General features: G+C 64.4%; 14 protein-coding genes. 4 read left to right on the forward strand and 10 right to left on the reverse strand.

Features of this window, described 5'->3' with window-relative positions; translation table 11 throughout:
• Nucleotides 1–77: 77 nt before the first annotated feature.
• Nucleotides 78–245 carry a hypothetical protein gene (locus tag H163_RS24380; RefSeq protein WP_019964772.1) on the reverse strand — a complete coding sequence of 56 codons (168 nt, stop codon included), beginning with the start codon at nucleotides 243–245 and terminating at the stop codon, nucleotides 78–80.
• A 251-nt stretch (nucleotides 246–496) separates the two neighbouring features.
• Here H163_RS24380 and H163_RS0111715 point away from each other — a divergent pair, with 251 nt between their 5' ends.
• Nucleotides 497–2533 carry a cysteine peptidase family C39 domain-containing protein gene (locus H163_RS0111715; RefSeq protein ID WP_169445924.1) on the forward strand — a complete coding sequence of 679 codons (2037 nt, stop codon included), beginning with the start codon at nucleotides 497–499 and terminating at the stop codon, nucleotides 2531–2533.
• Nucleotides 2526–4361, forward strand: coding sequence for an ATP-binding cassette domain-containing protein (locus H163_RS0111720; RefSeq protein WP_019964774.1), 1836 nt, complete (start codon nucleotides 2526–2528; stop codon nucleotides 4359–4361). The genes H163_RS0111715 and H163_RS0111720 overlap by 8 nt, the downstream gene beginning before the upstream one ends.
• A gap of 6 nt (nucleotides 4362–4367) precedes the next feature.
• Here H163_RS0111720 and H163_RS0111725 read toward each other — a convergent pair whose 3' ends face one another.
• The 6 genes from H163_RS0111725 to H163_RS23685 form a co-directional block, all read right to left on the reverse strand.
• On the reverse strand, nucleotides 4368–4673 hold the full coding sequence (locus H163_RS0111725; protein ID WP_019964775.1) for a hypothetical protein: 306 nt from the start codon (nucleotides 4671–4673) through the stop codon (nucleotides 4368–4370).
• Between the two features lie 79 nt (nucleotides 4674–4752).
• Complete coding sequence (locus H163_RS0111730; RefSeq protein WP_147290427.1) at nucleotides 4753–5730, reverse strand: hypothetical protein; 978 nt, start codon at nucleotides 5728–5730, stop codon at nucleotides 4753–4755.
• Nucleotides 5731–5965: 235 nt separating this feature from the next.
• Nucleotides 5966–6940: a TerC family protein gene (locus H163_RS0111735; RefSeq protein WP_019964777.1), complete on the reverse strand. Its 975-nt coding sequence runs from the start codon at nucleotides 6938–6940 to the stop codon at nucleotides 5966–5968.
• 213 nt (nucleotides 6941–7153) lie between these two features.
• On the reverse strand, nucleotides 7154–9091 hold the full coding sequence (locus H163_RS0111740; protein WP_019964778.1) for an adenylate/guanylate cyclase domain-containing protein: 1938 nt from the start codon (nucleotides 9089–9091) through the stop codon (nucleotides 7154–7156).
• A gap of 24 nt (nucleotides 9092–9115) precedes the next feature.
• Complete coding sequence (locus H163_RS0111745) at nucleotides 9116–9847, reverse strand: hypothetical protein (RefSeq protein ID WP_208975378.1); 732 nt, start codon at nucleotides 9845–9847, stop codon at nucleotides 9116–9118.
• Nucleotides 9848–10147: 300 nt separating this feature from the next.
• Entirely contained in the window at nucleotides 10148–10585 is a 438-nt protein-coding gene (locus tag H163_RS23685; protein WP_051105375.1) for an SH3 domain-containing protein, read from the reverse strand.
• 196 nt (nucleotides 10586–10781) lie between these two features.
• Here H163_RS23685 and rarD point away from each other — a divergent pair, with 196 nt between their 5' ends.
• The gene (gene rarD, locus H163_RS0111755; RefSeq protein WP_026355754.1) at nucleotides 10782–11693 is read left to right on the forward strand and encodes an EamA family transporter RarD; all 912 of its coding nucleotides are present in this window, start codon (nucleotides 10782–10784) and stop codon (nucleotides 11691–11693) included.
• 27 nt (nucleotides 11694–11720) lie between these two features.
• Nucleotides 11721–12050, forward strand: coding sequence for a DHCW motif cupin fold protein (locus H163_RS0111760; protein ID WP_019964782.1), 330 nt, complete (start codon nucleotides 11721–11723; stop codon nucleotides 12048–12050).
• On the opposite strand, the gene H163_RS0111765 is transcribed toward H163_RS0111760, so the two are convergent.
• The 3 genes from H163_RS0111765 to H163_RS0111775 are packed head-to-tail and all read right to left on the reverse strand — an operon-like array spanning nucleotide 12051 to nucleotide 16417.
• Nucleotides 12051–13874, reverse strand: a complete 1824-nt coding sequence (locus tag H163_RS0111765) for an ABC transporter ATP-binding protein (protein WP_019964783.1) — start codon at nucleotides 13872–13874, stop codon at nucleotides 12051–12053.
• Nucleotides 13871–14629: a DUF1028 domain-containing protein gene (locus tag H163_RS0111770; RefSeq protein WP_019964784.1), complete on the reverse strand. Its 759-nt coding sequence runs from the start codon at nucleotides 14627–14629 to the stop codon at nucleotides 13871–13873. Before H163_RS0111770 ends, H163_RS0111765 begins: the two co-directional genes overlap by 4 nt.
• A gap of 3 nt (nucleotides 14630–14632) precedes the next feature.
• Nucleotides 14633–16417, reverse strand: a complete 1785-nt coding sequence (locus H163_RS0111775; protein ID WP_026355756.1) for a gamma-glutamyltransferase family protein — start codon at nucleotides 16415–16417, stop codon at nucleotides 14633–14635.

Here is a 16417-nt window from a genome sequence, read left to right on the forward strand (position 1 = left end):
CGAAGTCAGCACGAAAGCCGCAAGGCGGTCAAACTGGTAGTATTCCGCATGCCGCTTCCCTGCCCTTGCGGCAAAAATCAGCGCAAAAGCAGAGCCACAGCGCCCGCAACAGCGGCAAAGGCAACGGCAAGCATGACGCCTGCGCGCGGCAAAGCGGCAAGCCCGGCCGGACGGTCGAGATCTTCCGTCGCCGAAAGGCGGGCGAGCGCGGGAGCGCTGAACAGCCCTGCCCCCTTCGGTGCCATGGGGGCGGTCTTTTCCGGCGTTGGAGCTGCTGTCTTATCAGGCTTTTGCGTCACGCGCCGTTTCCTCACCGCCGATTGATGCTGCCGGGACAGATTGAGACAGATTGCAGGCTGGCAGCCCCGGCGCAAGGCTTGCATGCGGCCGCCAAGTCCTCCATCACTCTCCAGGGACGAAGCAGGCGCAAACTCCTTGCCCGGACCTTGACCCGAAAGACCACCAGCCGCCGCGCTGCACCATGTCCGGCTTCTTCATGCTGCCCCTTCTGCCCCGATTGCGAAACCGCCAGAAAGACCGTCAGAAAAACCGCCAGAACCGGGTCTCCCGCACGCCGGATATCCGGCAGGGCGAAACCTCAGAATGCGGCATCGCGGCGCTGGCGATCATGCTCGCCCATCACGGCAGCACCGTGACGCTGGAGGATCTGCGCCAGCAGGCAGGCTCGACGCGGCTCGGTCTCACCGCCCGCCAGCTTATTACGCTCGCCAGACAGAACGGCTTTCATGCGGCCGCCTTCCGCCGGACGCTGGAAGATCTGCGCCGCAAGCCGCTGCCGGTGATTGCCCACAGCCGATTCATCCATTTCGTCGTGATTGAGGCGGTGACGGACAGCCATGTGCGCATCAACGACCCCGGCTGCGGCCCTCTGTTGCTGCCGCTTCACGAATTTGCCGAAGATTACACCGGCATCATTCTGACGGTGCAGCCGCTGCGCACCGCTGAGGCTGAAAGACCGCAACAGCATCCGCTTACTGCCGTGCTCCGCCCCATGCGGAAGGGCCTTGCTCTGGCAGCGCTCGCCGCCTTGACGCTGCAGGGAGCGGTGGCGCTGGCGGCCTTTCTGCTCGCAAGCAACGGCCCAGCCCTGACGCAAACCGCAACGCCGCTGCTGCTGCTCTCCGCTGCCGGGCTTGCCGGCGGAACGGCCGCTCTTGCCCGCCACCGGGCGGGACAGTCGGCAGGGCGCGCCCTGGCGCAGACGGTGGAGCGGCAGACGCGCGCCTTCATGGCCACGCAGGACCTGGACTGGTTTGCCCGCCGGACGTCCGGCCAGACGGCAAACCTGATGACATTTCCGGCCGCAGCCGAGGCGGCAGGCTGCCGGGTTTCGCGCACGGCCGATGCCCCCGGCCTTCTGCTTCTGGCCCTCGCCGCTGGCATGGGTTTCGGCCTTTCAGGGCTCGCGGTTGGCCTCTGCGGGCTTGGCGCAGCGCTGCTGACACTGACCATGACAAACCGCCGGGGCACGCTGCTGTCGCGGATGGAAGGCTCGCTGGAAGAGCTGGCTCAAACGCCGCCTGCCGTTCCATCTCCAGCGATGCTTGCCGGAATCGAAACATGGCTTTGCGGCGGGCGCAGTGATGAACTGGCGCTGCGCCTTGCGGGCTCCCATGCGGTCAGCCTTGATCAGGCGCAGCGGGCGGGCGGCAGAACGGCAAGGCTCAACGCCCTTCTTGCGCTGCTGTTTCTGGTCTCACTTGGGGCCGCCGCCGTCCACGGGCTTGCAGGCGCCCCGGCCGGCAGCGTTCTGGGGCTGTCGCTTCTCGCCGCCACTCTGCACCGGCAGGCCGGAAAGCTGAGCGGGCTTGCTCCGGCGTTGACGCAGCTGCTCGCCCTGGCTGCCACCTTGTGCGATCTGACGGACGGTACACGCCCGCAAACCGCCGAAGTCCTGCCGCGTCCGGCCTCCGCCGAACTGACACTGCGCCTTGACGGAGAAACGATAGTCCTGAGGCCCGGTGAAACGCTGGCCGTGACGGGGGCAGCAGGCAGCGGCAAGTCGCGTCTGCTGCGCGCCATCGCCGGGCTCGAGCATATGCCGGGCGCAGACATCTCGCTGAACGGCACGCCGATCAGCACGGCGGCGGAACAATGGCCCGGCCTCGTTCTGCATGAAGACAGGCCCCTGCCGCCTTTCGCAGGCACCGTGGCGGATAATCTGCGGCTCGGCCAAAGCGGCTTGGCTGATGAAACGCTGATGGCCGCGCTTGAAACGGTGGAGCTGTGGCCGGTGCTGGCCCCGCGCGGCGGCCTTGCGCTGATGCTCACGCCTGCACGCCCCGGCCTCAGCGGCGGGCAATTGCGCCGCCTGATGGTCGCCCGCTGTCTCCTGCGCCGCCCGCAGGTTCTGGTGCTGGACGAGACCCTTGATGCGCTGGAAACGGATCTGGAAGAGCGCCTGCGCCAGCGGCTGACAGCCTCCGGCATGGCCCTCGTCCTGTGCGGCGCAAGGGCGCTGACGGCGGACGCGGTCACACACACTCTTATGCTGGGAGGCCGCGATGCCTGACACCGCACAGCGCCTTGCCCGCCTTGCCGCACAGGCGGACCATGCCAGCGAAGAGGACCTGCGCCGTGCCGCTCTGGATGAAGGACTGCTTCTGCGCCGCGTCCGGCTGATGCCCTCACCAGACGGCAGGCAGCAATGGCCCCTGCTGGATGCCGGGTTGATCATCGTCTTTGCGCAGGACAGTGGCCGAGCAAAGGTGATCGACACACGCAACGGCATGCCGGTTCTGGTGCAGGCCGATGGCCGCAGAAGCCGCGCGCCGGTCCCCGGCGATGTGATGCCACAAGCGCTCGCGCTTGTTGCGCCGCTGGGGCGCGCCGTTCCACTGTGGCAGGAGGCATGCGCCGCCCTGCTGGCGGGACTGGCTTTCAATGCCCCTGCTGCTGCCCTGATCCTCGCCGCCTCCCCGCTCTCCGCTGGCGCCGGGCTTGCCTTGATGGCGGCGGGCGGGGCACTTGCTGTGGGTCTGAGGCAGACTGCGGATCTGCGCCGCCTTGGGCTCGCGGATCTGGCCAGCGCCTCCGCCATCTGGCAAAGGCTGGCAAGGGCCACGCCTGCACAGCTGAACCAGTCCTCGGCGGCATCTGTTGCGGATCATCTTGCAAACAAGGTCGTAAAGGCGCGCAAAGCCAGCCTGCGCAAGGGCGGGCGGCTCTCCGGGCTGGGCCTTGCGCTTCCCGCGCTCGGCCTGCTGGGAGCCACCGGCCTTGCCCCCCTTGCCGCAGCTGCTGCCGTGATACTGCCCGGACTTGCCCTCCGGCACTGGCTGATGCGGCGGGAGCTGCGCCTTGAAGCGGTGATGAAACATCCCGCGGCAGAGCTGCAGCAAACCTCAAGCCTTGCCGCAGCCGCCCTGCCGCAGTTGCGGCTGATGGGCGAAGCGGACTGGCTGTTGCAGAAGACGGGAAAGCTCGAGGCAGAGGTCAGGCTCCTGCACCGGCGGCACCTGCGGGTCGGCGCGTACCGCTCTGCCCTCGAAGTCCTGCTGACGGGTGCAGCGGGATTTGCGGCATGGCTTGCCGCAGGCCCGGAAGCCTCCCTTGCCGTCGCAGGAGGAGCAATCGCCGCTGCCACACTGGCCGCGGCCGCCCTGCAGGCGAGCCCCCCGCTTCTGCCGCACAATCCGCAAGGGCTAGACTGGCTGGAGGACAGCACGGCCGGCGCTGCCTTGCCGGCAGCCATTGCACCCATTGAAGAAATCCGCTGCGAAGGCCTGAGTTTCCGCTATCACGGGGCACAGGAAAAGGTTCTGGAGAATGCCAGCCTGACATTGCGGCGCGGCGCGGTCACAGTCCTCACCGGGCCCTCCGGCTGCGGCAAGTCCACGTTGATCCAGCTGCTTCTGGGCTTCCAGAGCCCGGAACGCGGACGCATTCTGGTGAACGGCCAGCCGCAGGACCGGCTCGACCCGGCAAGCTACCGGCGCCGCATCGGTTGCGTCTTTCAGGACGAAAGCATCAGTCTCGACACGATCCGCGCCGCCATACTGGGCATGGCACCGCTCCGGGACGAGGCCATCGCCCGCGGCCTGCACGTCACCGGACTGGATGATGAAATTGCCACGCTGCCCATGGGCGTACAGACGCTGGTGGCTGAAGGAGTGGTTTCGCAAAACCTTGTACAGCGGCTGCTGATTGCCCGGGCCGTGGCACGCGAACCTGACTTCCTGATCCTGGACGAGACCGTCACCGGCCTCGATCCGGACCAGATTTCAAGGCTGCTTGAAGCCCTGCGCAAAGACGGGACCGGGGTTCTGATCGTGACCCACAATCCCGCCATTCTGGCTCAGGCCGATGCCGTGGTGCGGCTCGGCAAGGGTGGCGGCTGAAGCTGCTTAGCCGAAACTGATCTTGCTACCCTTTCCAAAGTCTTTCATCGACGGCCTCGGAGGAATACCACCGGCCACGAGGTCCAGTTCACTGTCAGCCAGCGAGTCATCCGGAGCAAGCCCGGCCGTCCAGCCCTTGTCACCCTCGAAAACAACCATCGGCACCGGCAGATCAAGGCCATAATGGGCCTTCACAGCTGCATTCAGATCCGCCTTGGCCTCGGCCAGAAAGGCTGCATCCTCATTCAGGCGTGCGCGTACCTTCTCAACCGTGTCGACGCCGAAGAGGACGTTCAAGTCAATCTTTTCCATGCTTATTCTCCTGTTTGAAGGGCGCAGTGGTGCCCTGATACCAAGTTTTCGATGCTGACACATGACGCCTTGAAACAGCTCAAGCTGTTTCGATGTTCTGGCATGCCAAGGTCTTGTTCATGCGCCAGTGCTCGTCGACCTGCAGCGCAATCGGCCCGAACCGGCGGCGCACCATGGCCGCCATGCGGGGAATAGATGTGTGAAAGACGGCAATGGAGCCCGGACCATAGGTGTTGACCTGCGCCTCAAAGGCAGCCCTGTATGCACCCACCAGCAGCCCGGTATGCCAGAGCCTCTGGGTGAGATAGGCAGACCGGTAGCACACGCCTTTCCTCCCCCTGTAGGCATCCAGCGTGATCACGGGCAGCGACTCTGCCACCACCCAGCCCAGAAGCTGGCCACTCCGGCGCACAGCGACGGAGCAGGCTGGGTCGAAGGTCTCGGGGTCAGCCTGCGGCGCCATGCCGGGCACATAGCCCGGTTCGCGTGACAACGCCTCCACGGCCGCAAGATCCACGCCGTCCAGTTCGCGCCAAGGCTCGAGACTTGCGCTCTCCGGATTGCGCAGGCGCTTCATGATGCTGGGCCACTGGTTCACGGCGTCAAGCATCGCCCCGGCCTCGCCCGTGGTGATCAGTTCGGCCAGTTCCGGCACAGAAAAGCCGGCCGCACCAAGACACCGCACCAGAGCATCCCGCTGGCCGATCCGCGACGAAAAGCCAATGTCCACGATCACCGCTCCCCGCGTCTGCGCCTCCGCTGCGAAGGCCTCAGCCAAACCGCGGCCATAGCCTTGGTCCCTCAAGGGCGCGGCAACCATCAGCGAGAGAAGGAGCGCGGTCTTATCCTGCACCACACCAAGAGCGAGCCCCGCCGGAATACCGGCGATCCTGAGCCCAACCGCAATCCATGGCGCATTGACGGGCGACAGACGCGATGCAAGCCGGGGGAACCCAAACACAGCAAAACCGCCCGCTTCACCTTCAAGCAACTCGACGGCCATGCCGGGAGATGCCGTCTCCATCAAGGTGCTGTTGCTGGGGACACGGGCGTTCAAGGCATCTTCTCCCTGTGCGGGGCAGATCCCCGCTTCACCAGTCCATCTAGAGCCGGACCAGCCCGCAGGGCAACGGCACATTTGGGGTGGATCTCATATGGGTCACCAATGAGCATGAAGCACCGGAAATCCGGCATCAGGAGCCATGCAGCCAGTACCGCAACCGGCCTGCCCAAGCAAAAATCCCGCCGGCAGCGCCAGTCTGCCGGCGGGATATATTTAGAAAATCCGGGCCTTAACGGCTCTCCGCTCTGCCCGTCTTCCAGAGTGAGAAGAAGGTCCCTGCGCCCAGGATCGCGAAGGTAATTCCAAGCGACCATTCCGGCGGGAACTTCTGCCAGCCCATGAACTCGGCAATGAAGATCTTCGAGCCGATGAAGACCAGCAGCAGCGACAGCGCATATTTGAGATAGGCGAAGCGGTGCAGAATGGCAGCCAGCGCGAAATAGAGGGCGCGAAGGCCCAGGATGGCGAAGATGTTGGAGGTGTAGACCACGTAAGGGTCGGTGGTGATGGTGAAGACGGCCGGAACCGAATCCACTGCAAACACCACATCAGCGATCTCGATCACGATCAGCGCCAGCAGCAGCGGCGTGACGAAACGCTTCAGACGGCCCGTTGCCGGATCCTTCTGCTTCACGATGAAACTGTGGCCGTGGATCTCGTCCGTCACCGGCAGCCGCCGCTTCAGGAAGCGGATTAGCGCGTTCTCCTCGATCTTGTGCTCCTCGTCGCCGGCAAACAGCATCTTGATGCCGGTGAAGATCAGGAAGGCGGCGAAGAGATACAGCACCCAGTGATATTGCTCGACGATGGTGGCGCCGAGGCCGATCATGATGCCGCGCAGCAGGATCACGCCCAGAATACCCCAGAACAGCACCCGGTGCTGATACTGGCGCGGAATGGCAAAGAAGCTGAAAATAAGCGCGATGACGAAGATGTTGTCCATCGCCAGCGTCTTTTCGACCACGAAGGCGGTCAGATACTGCGCGGCCGCTTCCCCGCCCATCTGCCAGAAAATGAAGCCGGAGAAAGACAGGCCGAGAATGATGTACATGGCCGAAAGCTTGAGACTTTCGGCAACCCCGATCTCGTGGTCATCCTTGTGCAGGACACCAAGGTCGAACACCAGAAGCGCAATGACCAGAGACAGGAAGACGAGCCACATCCAGAGCGGCTTGTCGAGAAACAGCAGAAACAGGATATCCAAGATTTGCCTCACTCGCGTGGCGGCGCCGTGTCATGACACGTGATTGTCCGCGTGGCGGCAGTCCGGGCATGGCATCAAGCGCACTTGATGCGGTCCGACATCACGAGGCGCCTGCTCTTGGAGTTCAGTGCGCATCGCCAGAGGGGCCCGGCCCGCTGCGCGATAGATAACAGGGAATTGAAGAAATACAAGCCTCAGCCAAACTGGCGCCGCTTAGCCTGCGACGCTGCGAATGCCGGTTTCCGGCAGGTCCGGGTCTTCGCCGGCCAGAAGCAGGCGCGGCCCGCTTTCTTCCATGAAGAGCGCAGCGTCATCAAGGGTCAGCACTTCCGTCTCGACGGAGAGGCCGCGCAAGGTGCCTTTCCAGAGCGGCAGCAGCGCAGGGGCATTCAGGCCTTCCGCCACCGAGCCGCTGAAGGCAAGGCGCACGGCGGCTTCCTTGGCAATGGTCTCGATGCGGCTGGCGGTGTTGACGGTGGTGCCCATGACAGTGAAGGAACGGCGCGTCTCACCGCCGATATCGCCCACCAGTGCGGGGCCTGCGTTGATGGCGATGCGCAGATCCAGTCCGGGCTGACCGGTGCGGCGGCGCAGCTCCGGCAGCATGGCAACCACCGCAAGGGCGCAATCCACCGCGTGCTGCTCGGGCGCCTCCACGTCGTTCGGCGCGTTCCAGATCGCCATCACCGCATCGCCGATATATTTGTCGATATAACCTTCGAAGCGGGTGATCTCGCCGCCGATGGCTTCGAAACAGGTGTTCACCACCTTCACCACCTCACGGTCGGGCAGCTGTTCCGACATGCGGGTGAAGCCGACGATATCGATGAAGGCGACGACGACGCGGCGGGTTTCGCCGCCCAGATCCGACAGGCGCTCCTGCTCGGCCATGGTCTTGATCACCTGCGGCGACAAGTAATGGCCGAAGAGGCGCACCAGCTCACGCTCGCGGCGCTTGAGCACGGCCACCTGCGCCACACCGGCCACCATCAGCGCGATGAAGCCTGCAAAGGGTGCCGCCCCGGCGGGCAGGACACTGCCCCCCATCAATGCCGCAAAGGCGATGGCAACGCCGCCGCCGATGAGCCCGGCCGCCACGAAAGGCAGGCTCGGCAGCGGCAGGTTCAGCCCGGCCAGCGCACCGGCAAGCGCAAAGGCGATGATCAGCCCCGCTACAACAGCAAAGGGCGCATCCGTGGCAAAGCGGCCGGTCAGCGGCGCGCCGATCAGATCGGCCAGAATGAAGACGCCCGAGGTCGCGGTGCGCACCGGCGGGCGGCCCATGGCGCCCTCGATTGCGCCCGGAACGCCTTCCCGCGGCAGATAGCGGTCGAGGTAAAGATGCTCGTCCTCATTCGGCAAGGTGCTGCCGAAGAGAATGGCGCGGCCATCGGCAAATTCATGCAGCTTCGCCCGGCCCTCTTCGCTGTCCATCATGTCCAGCACATCGACCAGCGACAGGTAAGGCACGGTCGAGGCCAGCCGGGCGCCGGGAAGCGGCATGTAAGGCTCGGTGATATTCGCGCCCATCAGCGAGAGCATGGCATCCACAAAGGCAGGCGAGTTCTCCAGCGGCACCGCCGGTCTGTGGCGGCGCACCACTCCGTCGTTGCTGGTGAAAATCTCGGTGGAGCGCACCCCCTCATTGCCCGCCGTGGCCGAAATGGACCGGTGCGGCACACCGGTTGATGTGCGCGCGACGACGACACGGCCCCGGTTCTGATACAGGAACTGCAGGAACTGGCGGTCATAGCCGCGCAACCGCGCCTCACCTGTCTGCGGGTCGGCAAAGGAATCGGCGCTGAAGGCAAAAACAAAATCGAGGCCGATGGCCTTTGCCCCCGCCTCGAACAATCCGGACCCCGCTTCGGCAAACGCCTGGGACATGAACACGCGCGGGATCGCTTCAAGCCGTTTGGATGTCAGCGATGCCTGGTCAAGGCCGACGACAGCCACCGGAAACCGGTCCTGCGGCAGAGGTTCGGCAGCGGCGCGCAGTTGCATCAGCCGGTCGGTCATCCAGCCTTCCCAAATCGCATGGATCGAGGCAAAGCCGGACGCAAGACCAAGTGCGGCCGCGATGAGCACCATCGCGGCCTTCAGCCTGATACGTTCTGTTGCGGCGGTCTGCGCCCGCCCGGGCCCGGTCATTTAACGAGGATCATCCGGCTCAGTTCATTTCACCACGACAACAGCAGTATCGCGGCCAACGCCCGAGGGGTCGAGCGTAAACTGACGCACTTCAGCGTCCCCTGCGCCTTCCTTCGGCTTGAACATCAGCTCAACCGGCACGGAGTTGCGCACGGTGCCGCCAGCCATGGCCGCAGCCGCATCTTCCGGAGTCGTCAGCGGCATTTCCGGCAGTGCGGCATCGTCGAGCTTGTATTCCTTCGGCTCACCGCCATCGACGGAGATCATGACGCTGTCATAGCGCTCCTTCAGATCATCGCCGAAGCGCAGCATCAGGGACGCAGCCACCTTGTTTTCCGGACGCACGCTGCGCAGGGTCGTGGCGAGACCCTTGCTGGCATCCGTGTCGGCATTGGTGGTCTGCTGCTGCAGGCAGTTGCCCGGACGCAGTTCCGTCTCCTGCCCTTCCACCACTTCAAGGCCTGAGCTGGCAGCAGTCACCGTTCCGCCCGTCACACGCACTTCGCGGCAGGAGGTGTAGTCAAGCAGATCGACATAGCCTTCGCTGCCCAGCGCGACGGCGTCACCGGGGAAGAGTTCGGTAAAGGCAGATGCCTGAACGCCCTCAGAACGGTCCAGCACCATGGCGACCGGGTCTGCGGCGAGGGCAGAAACGCTGCCGAGAAGGGACAGCCCCAGACCCAGCGCCAACCCTCGCGCCGCGCTGTGCGGCGCAAGCGAGCGGCTGTTTGAGGGGGCCTTTGTCTTGAGTGCCATTCCAGTACTCCTTTGAAATCCCTTTTTCCGGCCCGATCGGACGAGCCGGATTCGGGGACGGCGAATCCTTGTTTGCAGATACAGCATTTAGAGAAGAATGCGTCCGGAACTGTGGCAGAAATCACAGGATCTGTGGTTTCTTTAAGGTGATTTGGAGCGGCTGCCGCCACAGCTGTTGCCAAGGCGCCCATGCGGGCGCCGGCTGGTTCGACAGGCTTGCAAAGAATCAAAAGACCCGCAGCGCAAATCCGCCGCGAGCCTTGCAGATTTCACTCGCTCAAAAGCATGCAGCACAGGCCCTTACCAGGACCGCTCCCAATGGTAATCCCGCCTGCGCTCGTAATCCCTGTAACGGTCGCGGTGATGATGGGGCGGACGGTAGCCCGGCGGAGGACCCGGCCGGTAATAGGGAGGCGGGGCCGGACGGTAATAGGGAGGCGGCACCACGACCACGGGCGGCGGGGGCGGAGCGGGCTGATAGTAGCCGCCGCCACCCACGGGTGCCAGGTAGCGGGCACTCACGAAGCCGCGGTAACCGGCGAAAAACACCTGACACCAGCTGCTGCAGGCGCCCGCTTCGACCACTGCACCGCGCGGGATGACCAGAAGGGGCGCATAGCCTGTGCCAGGCCCGGAGCGCATGTTGATGTCCGCCGTTGCCTGAGCCGTCCAGGCGTTGGCAACACCGGCACTCAACATTCCCACTGCAAGAGTGAGCGCAAAAGCAATCTTACGCATCCCTGAAACCTCTCGAACCCCGAATGGCCCACATCAGATCCTACTACACAAGGCTTGAGCAGAACATGCCAATCCCGGCGGCAAGATGGCAGCCACCGGCGGTATGAACAACGCTGATGCCTGCAGCATAGGAATGAATTGGAACCGGAGAAGGTTCCGTCCTATGGAAGAGGCCCAACAAGACAAGGTCAGGCCCATGGCGATGGATACGCCCCCCGTTCCGCAGCAGACCGGCGACACCCCCAAGGGTTTTGCCTATGCCCTCACCGCTTACGGCCTGTGGGGCCTGCTGCCGATCTATCTGAAGGCACTGGGGCATATCTCGCCTTTCGAGGTGCTGGCCCACCGGGTGGTCTGGTCCGTGCCCTGCGCAGCGCTGATCCTGCTGGCGACACGCCGCATCGGAGATCTGAAAGCTGCCGTGCGCTCACCCCGCACCATGGGCATGGCCGCACTCACCGCCAGCCTCATCACCATCAACTGGTGCACCTATGTCTATGCAGTCGGCTCAGGCCAGGCGATCGAGGGTGCCCTCGGCTATTTCATCAATCCGCTTTTCAGCATCCTGCTGGGCGCCATCGTGCTCAAGGAAAAGCTGACACGCACGCAGATCGCAGCGATCGTGCTTGTCGCCGTGGCCGTCGGCATCCTGACGTGGGATGCAGGACGGCTGCCGTGGATTTCGCTGACGCTGACCGTCAGCTGGGGCTTCTATGCCTTCCTGCGCAAGACGCTGCCGGTGGGGCCCAATCAGGGCTTCTTCCTGGAGGTCGCGCTGCTGAGCATTCCCGCAGTGCCCTTCATTCTGTGGCTGGAAAGCTCAGGCACCGGCCACTTCACCCATGGCACCCGGCTGGACACATGGCTTCTCGCCTCGGCCGGGGTTGCCACCGCCATTCCGCTGATGATCTATGCCAATGCGGCCAAGATGCTGCGGCTTTCGACCATTGCCGTGATGCAGTACATCACGCCGACAATCATCTTCCTGATCGCCGTCTTCGTGTTCCGCGAGCCGATGAATCCGGTGAAGCTCTCCGCCTTCGTGCTGATCTGGTCGGCGCTGGCGCTTTACAGCTATTCGATGCTGCGTGCCTACCGGGCGCGCTGACACGTCCAAGATAACAAGGGCAGTACCATGCAGATGAACGGCATTCCCTTCGGCACCACGGACTGGGACACCGTGGAGCGGACGGAACACAAGGGCGAGACCGGCGCCGCCTTCTGGCGCACGCGTCACTTCGGCGGCATCCGGGTGCGCATGGTGGAATACACACCCGGCTATCTCGCCGACCACTGGTGCACCAAGGGCCATATCCTCCTGTGCCTCGAAGGTCAGCTTCTGACCGAGCTGGAGGATGGCCGCACCTTTCTGCTCAAGCCGGGCATGAGCTATCAGGTGGCCGATGGCGCCGAGCCGCACCGCTCCTCCACCACCACCGGAGCAAAGCTCTTCATCGTCGACTGATCAAGCTACCTGCACCAGATGCCCTTTCGAGACCTCGCGGTACTCCCGCACCGGCGGCTGATAGCCATTGGCGCGCACGGGGCTTCGCAGTTCATCGGCAGCAATGCCGCGGCGAATGCCCCGGCGGGCCGGATCGGGCACCGGCACGGCCGCCATCAGCTTCTTCGTGTAGGGATGCTGCGGGTTCTCAAAGACGGCAGCGCGCGGACCGATCTCGACGATCTCGCCGAGATACATCACTGCCACGCGGTGGCTGACACGCTCCACGACGGCCATGTCATGGCTGATGAAGAGGAAGGCCAGATCCAGGCTTTCCTGCAGGTCCATCAGCAGGTTGCAGACCTGCGCCTTGATCGACACATCGAGAGCCGACACGCTTTCGTCCGCAACGATCACTTTCGGGTCCAGCGACAGCGCCCGTGCAATGGCGATACGCTGGCGCTGGCCGCCAGAGAACTCATGCGGGTAGCGGTTCTTCATGGATGCCGATAGCCCCACCCGCTCCAGCAGATAATCCGTCTTTTCAGCCGCTTCCCGAACGCCGCCAAGCTTATGCTTCAGGAAGGGTTCCGCAACGGCCTGACCTACCGTCATGCGCGGATTGAGGCTGGAGAACGGGTCCTGAAAGATCATCTGCACGCTCTTGCGCATCCGCTGCAGCTCCACGGCGTCCAGTTTCCGGACGTCGAAGCCATCAAGCTGGATATCCCCGGACGAGGGTTCGATCAGCCGCATGACAGACCTGCCCGTGGTGGACTTGCCGCAGCCTGATTCCCCCACAAGGGCAAGCGTTTCCCCCTGGCGCAGATCGAAGGAAATATTCTCCACCGCATGCACGGCGCCGGTCTGCCGGTTGAAGAGGCCCGAGCGCACCGGGAAGCGGGTGACGAGGTTTCTCACCTGCAGCACGGGCTGGCTGTGCCCGGGAAGCGCAGCCGGAGCAGGCGGAGCGGTGATGACGCCGGTGGCCGTGTCCACAACCGGGAACCGCAAGGGTGCCGCCTCGCCTTCCATGGAACCAAGCCTCGGCACGGCAGACAGAAGCGCACGGGTATAGGGATGCTGGCCGCGATAGAAAATATCCCCGGTCAGACCGGTCTCCACCGCATCGCCCCGGAACATCACCACGGTGCGGTCGGCAATCTCGGCCACCACGCCCATGTCATGGGTGATGAAGAGAACGGCCATGCCTTCCTCGTCCTGCAGCTCCTTGATCAGATCGAGGATCTGCCCCTGGATCGTCACGTCGAGCGCGGTCGTCGGCTCATCGGCAATCAGCAGCTTCGGGCGGGAGGCCAGCGCCATGGCGATCATCACACGCTGGCGCATGCCGCCGGAAAACTGGTGCGGATACTCGTCGAAACGGGCAGCGGCATTGGGAATGCGCACCCGTTCCAGCATACGGACCGTCTCAGAACGGGCTGCGGACTTCGTCATGCCCTTGTGACGCGTCAGCACCTCGGAGATCTGCCGCCCGATGGTGAAGATCGGATTGAGCGAGGTCATCGGCTCCTGAAAGATCATCGAGACCTCGTTGCCGCGCAAACCCCGCATCGCCTTTTCGGACAGGTCAAGAAGGTTGCGGCCATTCAGCACCACCTCCCCTTCGATCCGGCTGGACTTCGGCGCCAGCAGCCGCATGACCGACAGGGATGTGACGCTCTTGCCCGATCCACTCTCCCCCACGATGGCCAGCGTCTCTCCGGCTGAGACATCGAAGGACACATTGCGCACCACCGGCCTCCAGCCACCATCGGCCCGGAAGGCGGTGGTCAGGTTGCGGACGGAGAGAACGGGCTGGCTGGTCAGGTCAGGATTGGTCATGACGGCGTCCACGGCGTCGCGAAGGAGGAAGAAGCACGTCCGGCCGCCTGCCGTTCGGCTTCGAGGCTTGCGATTTTCCGGTCGATTTCGGTCCGGTCGATGAGGCCATGCGGGTTTTCCCGTGTCGGCATGGTCTCGGCCACATGCAGGTAACGCTCCTGCGCCACCCGGTAGAGCCGCCAGAGTTCCGGCAGCGGCTCAGCGTGGTCATCGGCGCGGATGCTGAGCCAGGCGTAATCCTGATCCCGGTAGATCACGAGCGCGGCAGACTGCTTGCCGCGCTTGTCGCCGCCCGCCGCTTCCCCTGCCTCCATTGCACCAAGCAGCCGCTCGGCAAAGGGAGCGGCTGACAGGTCCCTGTAGGCGGCAAGGGTCCGCTCCAGCACCTGCGGACCGGCAAGCATGTTGCCAGCCACGGATACGTTGTCCCCGATGAGATGCCCGGCCCAGTCGACGCATTTCTTGCCGGTGAAGACTGCATTGCGGCCCTGAGCGTCGATCAGATGCATCTGGCGCTGTTCGGCGCCGTCATCGCGTTCCGTCAGAACCTCGATGATCTCCTGCGGGCTCTTGCCTTCGCCCAGCATCGCCAGGCCATCTGTCCCGTAAAGCGGACTGACGAAGGCTTGCGTGGCAACAGCGCCCACGCCGCCGCGCATGTAGGGGACGGCGGAACCAACCGCAAAGAAGCGGCTGGCAACGGCAATGCCGAGGTGGCCGGTTTCAGGATCACGGGCAACGATGGACCAGGTCATGGCTCAGCGCCCCACCGCATAGGCCTGCATCAGGCGAGGCGTTGCCGCCGCCCGCAGCAGGCCATCGGCATCGCGGCGTGCAGCCGTCAGGCGCCCGACGCTCCAGCTGCCGGCAACGGTCACCTGATGCCCGCGCCGGCGCAGCTCTGCAATTGCCGCCTCGCCGAAGCTCTCCTCCACCATGATGTGGCCCGGCTCGGACGTGCGCGGATAGAAGGAGCCGGGGAAATGGGTGGAGTGGAACAGCGGCGCATCAATGGCCGCCTGCAGGTTCTTCGTGTGATGGGCATAGCGCAGGAAGAATGGCAGCTGCCACTGATCCTGCTGGTCGCCGCCGGGCGTTCCGAAGGCCAGGGTCGGCCGTCCCTGATAGAGTGCAATGGATGGCGTCAGGGTCGTGCGCGGACGCTTTCCAGGCGCAAGGGAGGTGGGCAGCCCTTCCTTCAGCCAGAACATCTGCGCGCGGGAATTGAGCGCAAAGCCAAGCCCCGGAACCACCGGCGAGGACTGCAGCCAGCCGCCGGAGGGGGTCACCGCCACCATGTTGCCCCAGCGGTCGATCACATCGATGTGGACCGTATCGCCCTTTTTCTCGGTCAGATGCGCCATGGTCGGCTCATAGACCGCGCCCCGGCCGGAGAACTCGGCCAGCATGGCCATGGTCGCATCGCGCTGCTGCTCGTAGCCGGGCACGGTTCCGGGGCGCAGGTCGAACGAGGCCTCAGGCCCGATCAGCTTGCGCCGCTCGCTGTTGTAGCCCTCCGACAGCAGGAACTCCGCCGGGATTTCCCCGAATTTCGGATCGCCGTAATAGACCTCACGGTCCGCATAAGCGAGCTTCATCGCCTCGACCACGTGGTGGACGAAATCGGGACCGGCCGGGTCCATCGCGGCAATGTCAAAGCCCTTGAGCAGCGCCAGCGACTGCAGCAGCACCGGCCCCTGCCCCCAGGCCTGCGTCTTGGCCACGGTCCAATCGTGGTAATCAAAAGTCTGCGGAGCCTCGATGGTGGCGCTCCAGTTCGCCATGTCATCGGCCGTCAGCACGCCCTTGTGCTTATGACCGCTCGCATCCATCACCTCGGCCGTCTTCAGGTAGTTGCCGATGGCCTCGGCAACGAAGCCCCGGTAGAAGGCATCACGTGCGGCCTCCACCTGCTCCTCGCGGCCGGTCTTTGCTTCCGCCTCCGCAATGATGCGCTTCCAGGTTTCCGCCAGAACCGGATTGCGGAAGTTGGCATGGGGCTCGGGTGCCGCGCCGCCGGGCAGCCAGGTCTCGTAGGAGGTCGGCCATTCCTTCTCGAAGAAATCACCCAGCCCCTTGATCGTTGCCGACACACGCGGCAGCATCGGATGGCCGTGCTCGGCATAGTAGATGGCAGGCTCCAGCACCTCGCGCAGAGACAGGGTGCCATAGTCGCGCAGCATCAGCATCCAGCCGTCAAAGGCGCCCGGAATGACGGTAGACAGCAGCCCGTCACCGGGGATCAGCTTCAGCCCTTCGCTGGTGTAGTGCTCAATGGTGGCACCTGCCGGGGCTGGCCCTTGCGCGCAGATCACCTCCACCTTGTCCGTCTTCTTGGAATAGATGACCGCCGGCATGTCGCCGCCGGGCCCGCACAGATGCGGCTCGACGATCTGCAGGACAAAGCCTGCTGCAACCGCCGCATCAAAGGCGTTGCCGCCCTTTTCCAGAATGCTCATGCCGACCGCAGAGGCGATCCAGTGGGTCGAGGTGACAACACCGAAGGTGCCGAGGATTTCCGGCCGTGTGGTGAACTCAGTCAA

Source organism: Pannonibacter phragmitetus DSM 14782, assembly GCF_000382365.1.
GTDB lineage: Bacteria > Pseudomonadota > Alphaproteobacteria > Rhizobiales > Stappiaceae > Pannonibacter > Pannonibacter phragmitetus.

Bases quoted from the DNA above. Each gene is read 5' to 3' on its own strand.
- H163_RS24380 (WP_019964772.1), bottom strand. From the start codon at position 245: ATGGCACCGAAGGGGGCAGGGCTGTTCAGCGCTCCCGCGCTCGCCCGC.
- H163_RS0111715 (WP_169445924.1), top strand. From the start codon at position 497: ATGCTGCCCCTTCTGCCCCGATTGCGAAACCGCCAGAAAGACCGTCAG.
- H163_RS0111720 (WP_019964774.1), top strand. From the start codon at position 2,526: ATGCCTGACACCGCACAGCGCCTTGCCCGCCTTGCCGCACAGGCGGAC.
- H163_RS0111725 (WP_019964775.1), bottom strand. From the start codon at position 4,673: ATGGAAAAGATTGACTTGAACGTCCTCTTCGGCGTCGACACGGTTGAG.
- H163_RS0111740 (WP_019964778.1), bottom strand. From the start codon at position 9,091: ATGACCGGGCCCGGGCGGGCGCAGACCGCCGCAACAGAACGTATCAGG.
- H163_RS0111745 (WP_208975378.1), bottom strand. From the start codon at position 9,847: ATGGCACTCAAGACAAAGGCCCCCTCAAACAGCCGCTCGCTTGCGCCG.
- H163_RS23685 (WP_051105375.1), bottom strand. From the start codon at position 10,585: ATGCGTAAGATTGCTTTTGCGCTCACTCTTGCAGTGGGAATGTTGAGT.
- rarD (WP_026355754.1), top strand. From the start codon at position 10,782: ATGGCGATGGATACGCCCCCCGTTCCGCAGCAGACCGGCGACACCCCC.
- H163_RS0111760 (WP_019964782.1), top strand. From the start codon at position 11,721: ATGCAGATGAACGGCATTCCCTTCGGCACCACGGACTGGGACACCGTG.
- H163_RS0111765 (WP_019964783.1), bottom strand. From the start codon at position 13,874: ATGACCAATCCTGACCTGACCAGCCAGCCCGTTCTCTCCGTCCGCAAC.
- H163_RS0111770 (WP_019964784.1), bottom strand. From the start codon at position 14,629: ATGACCTGGTCCATCGTTGCCCGTGATCCTGAAACCGGCCACCTCGGC.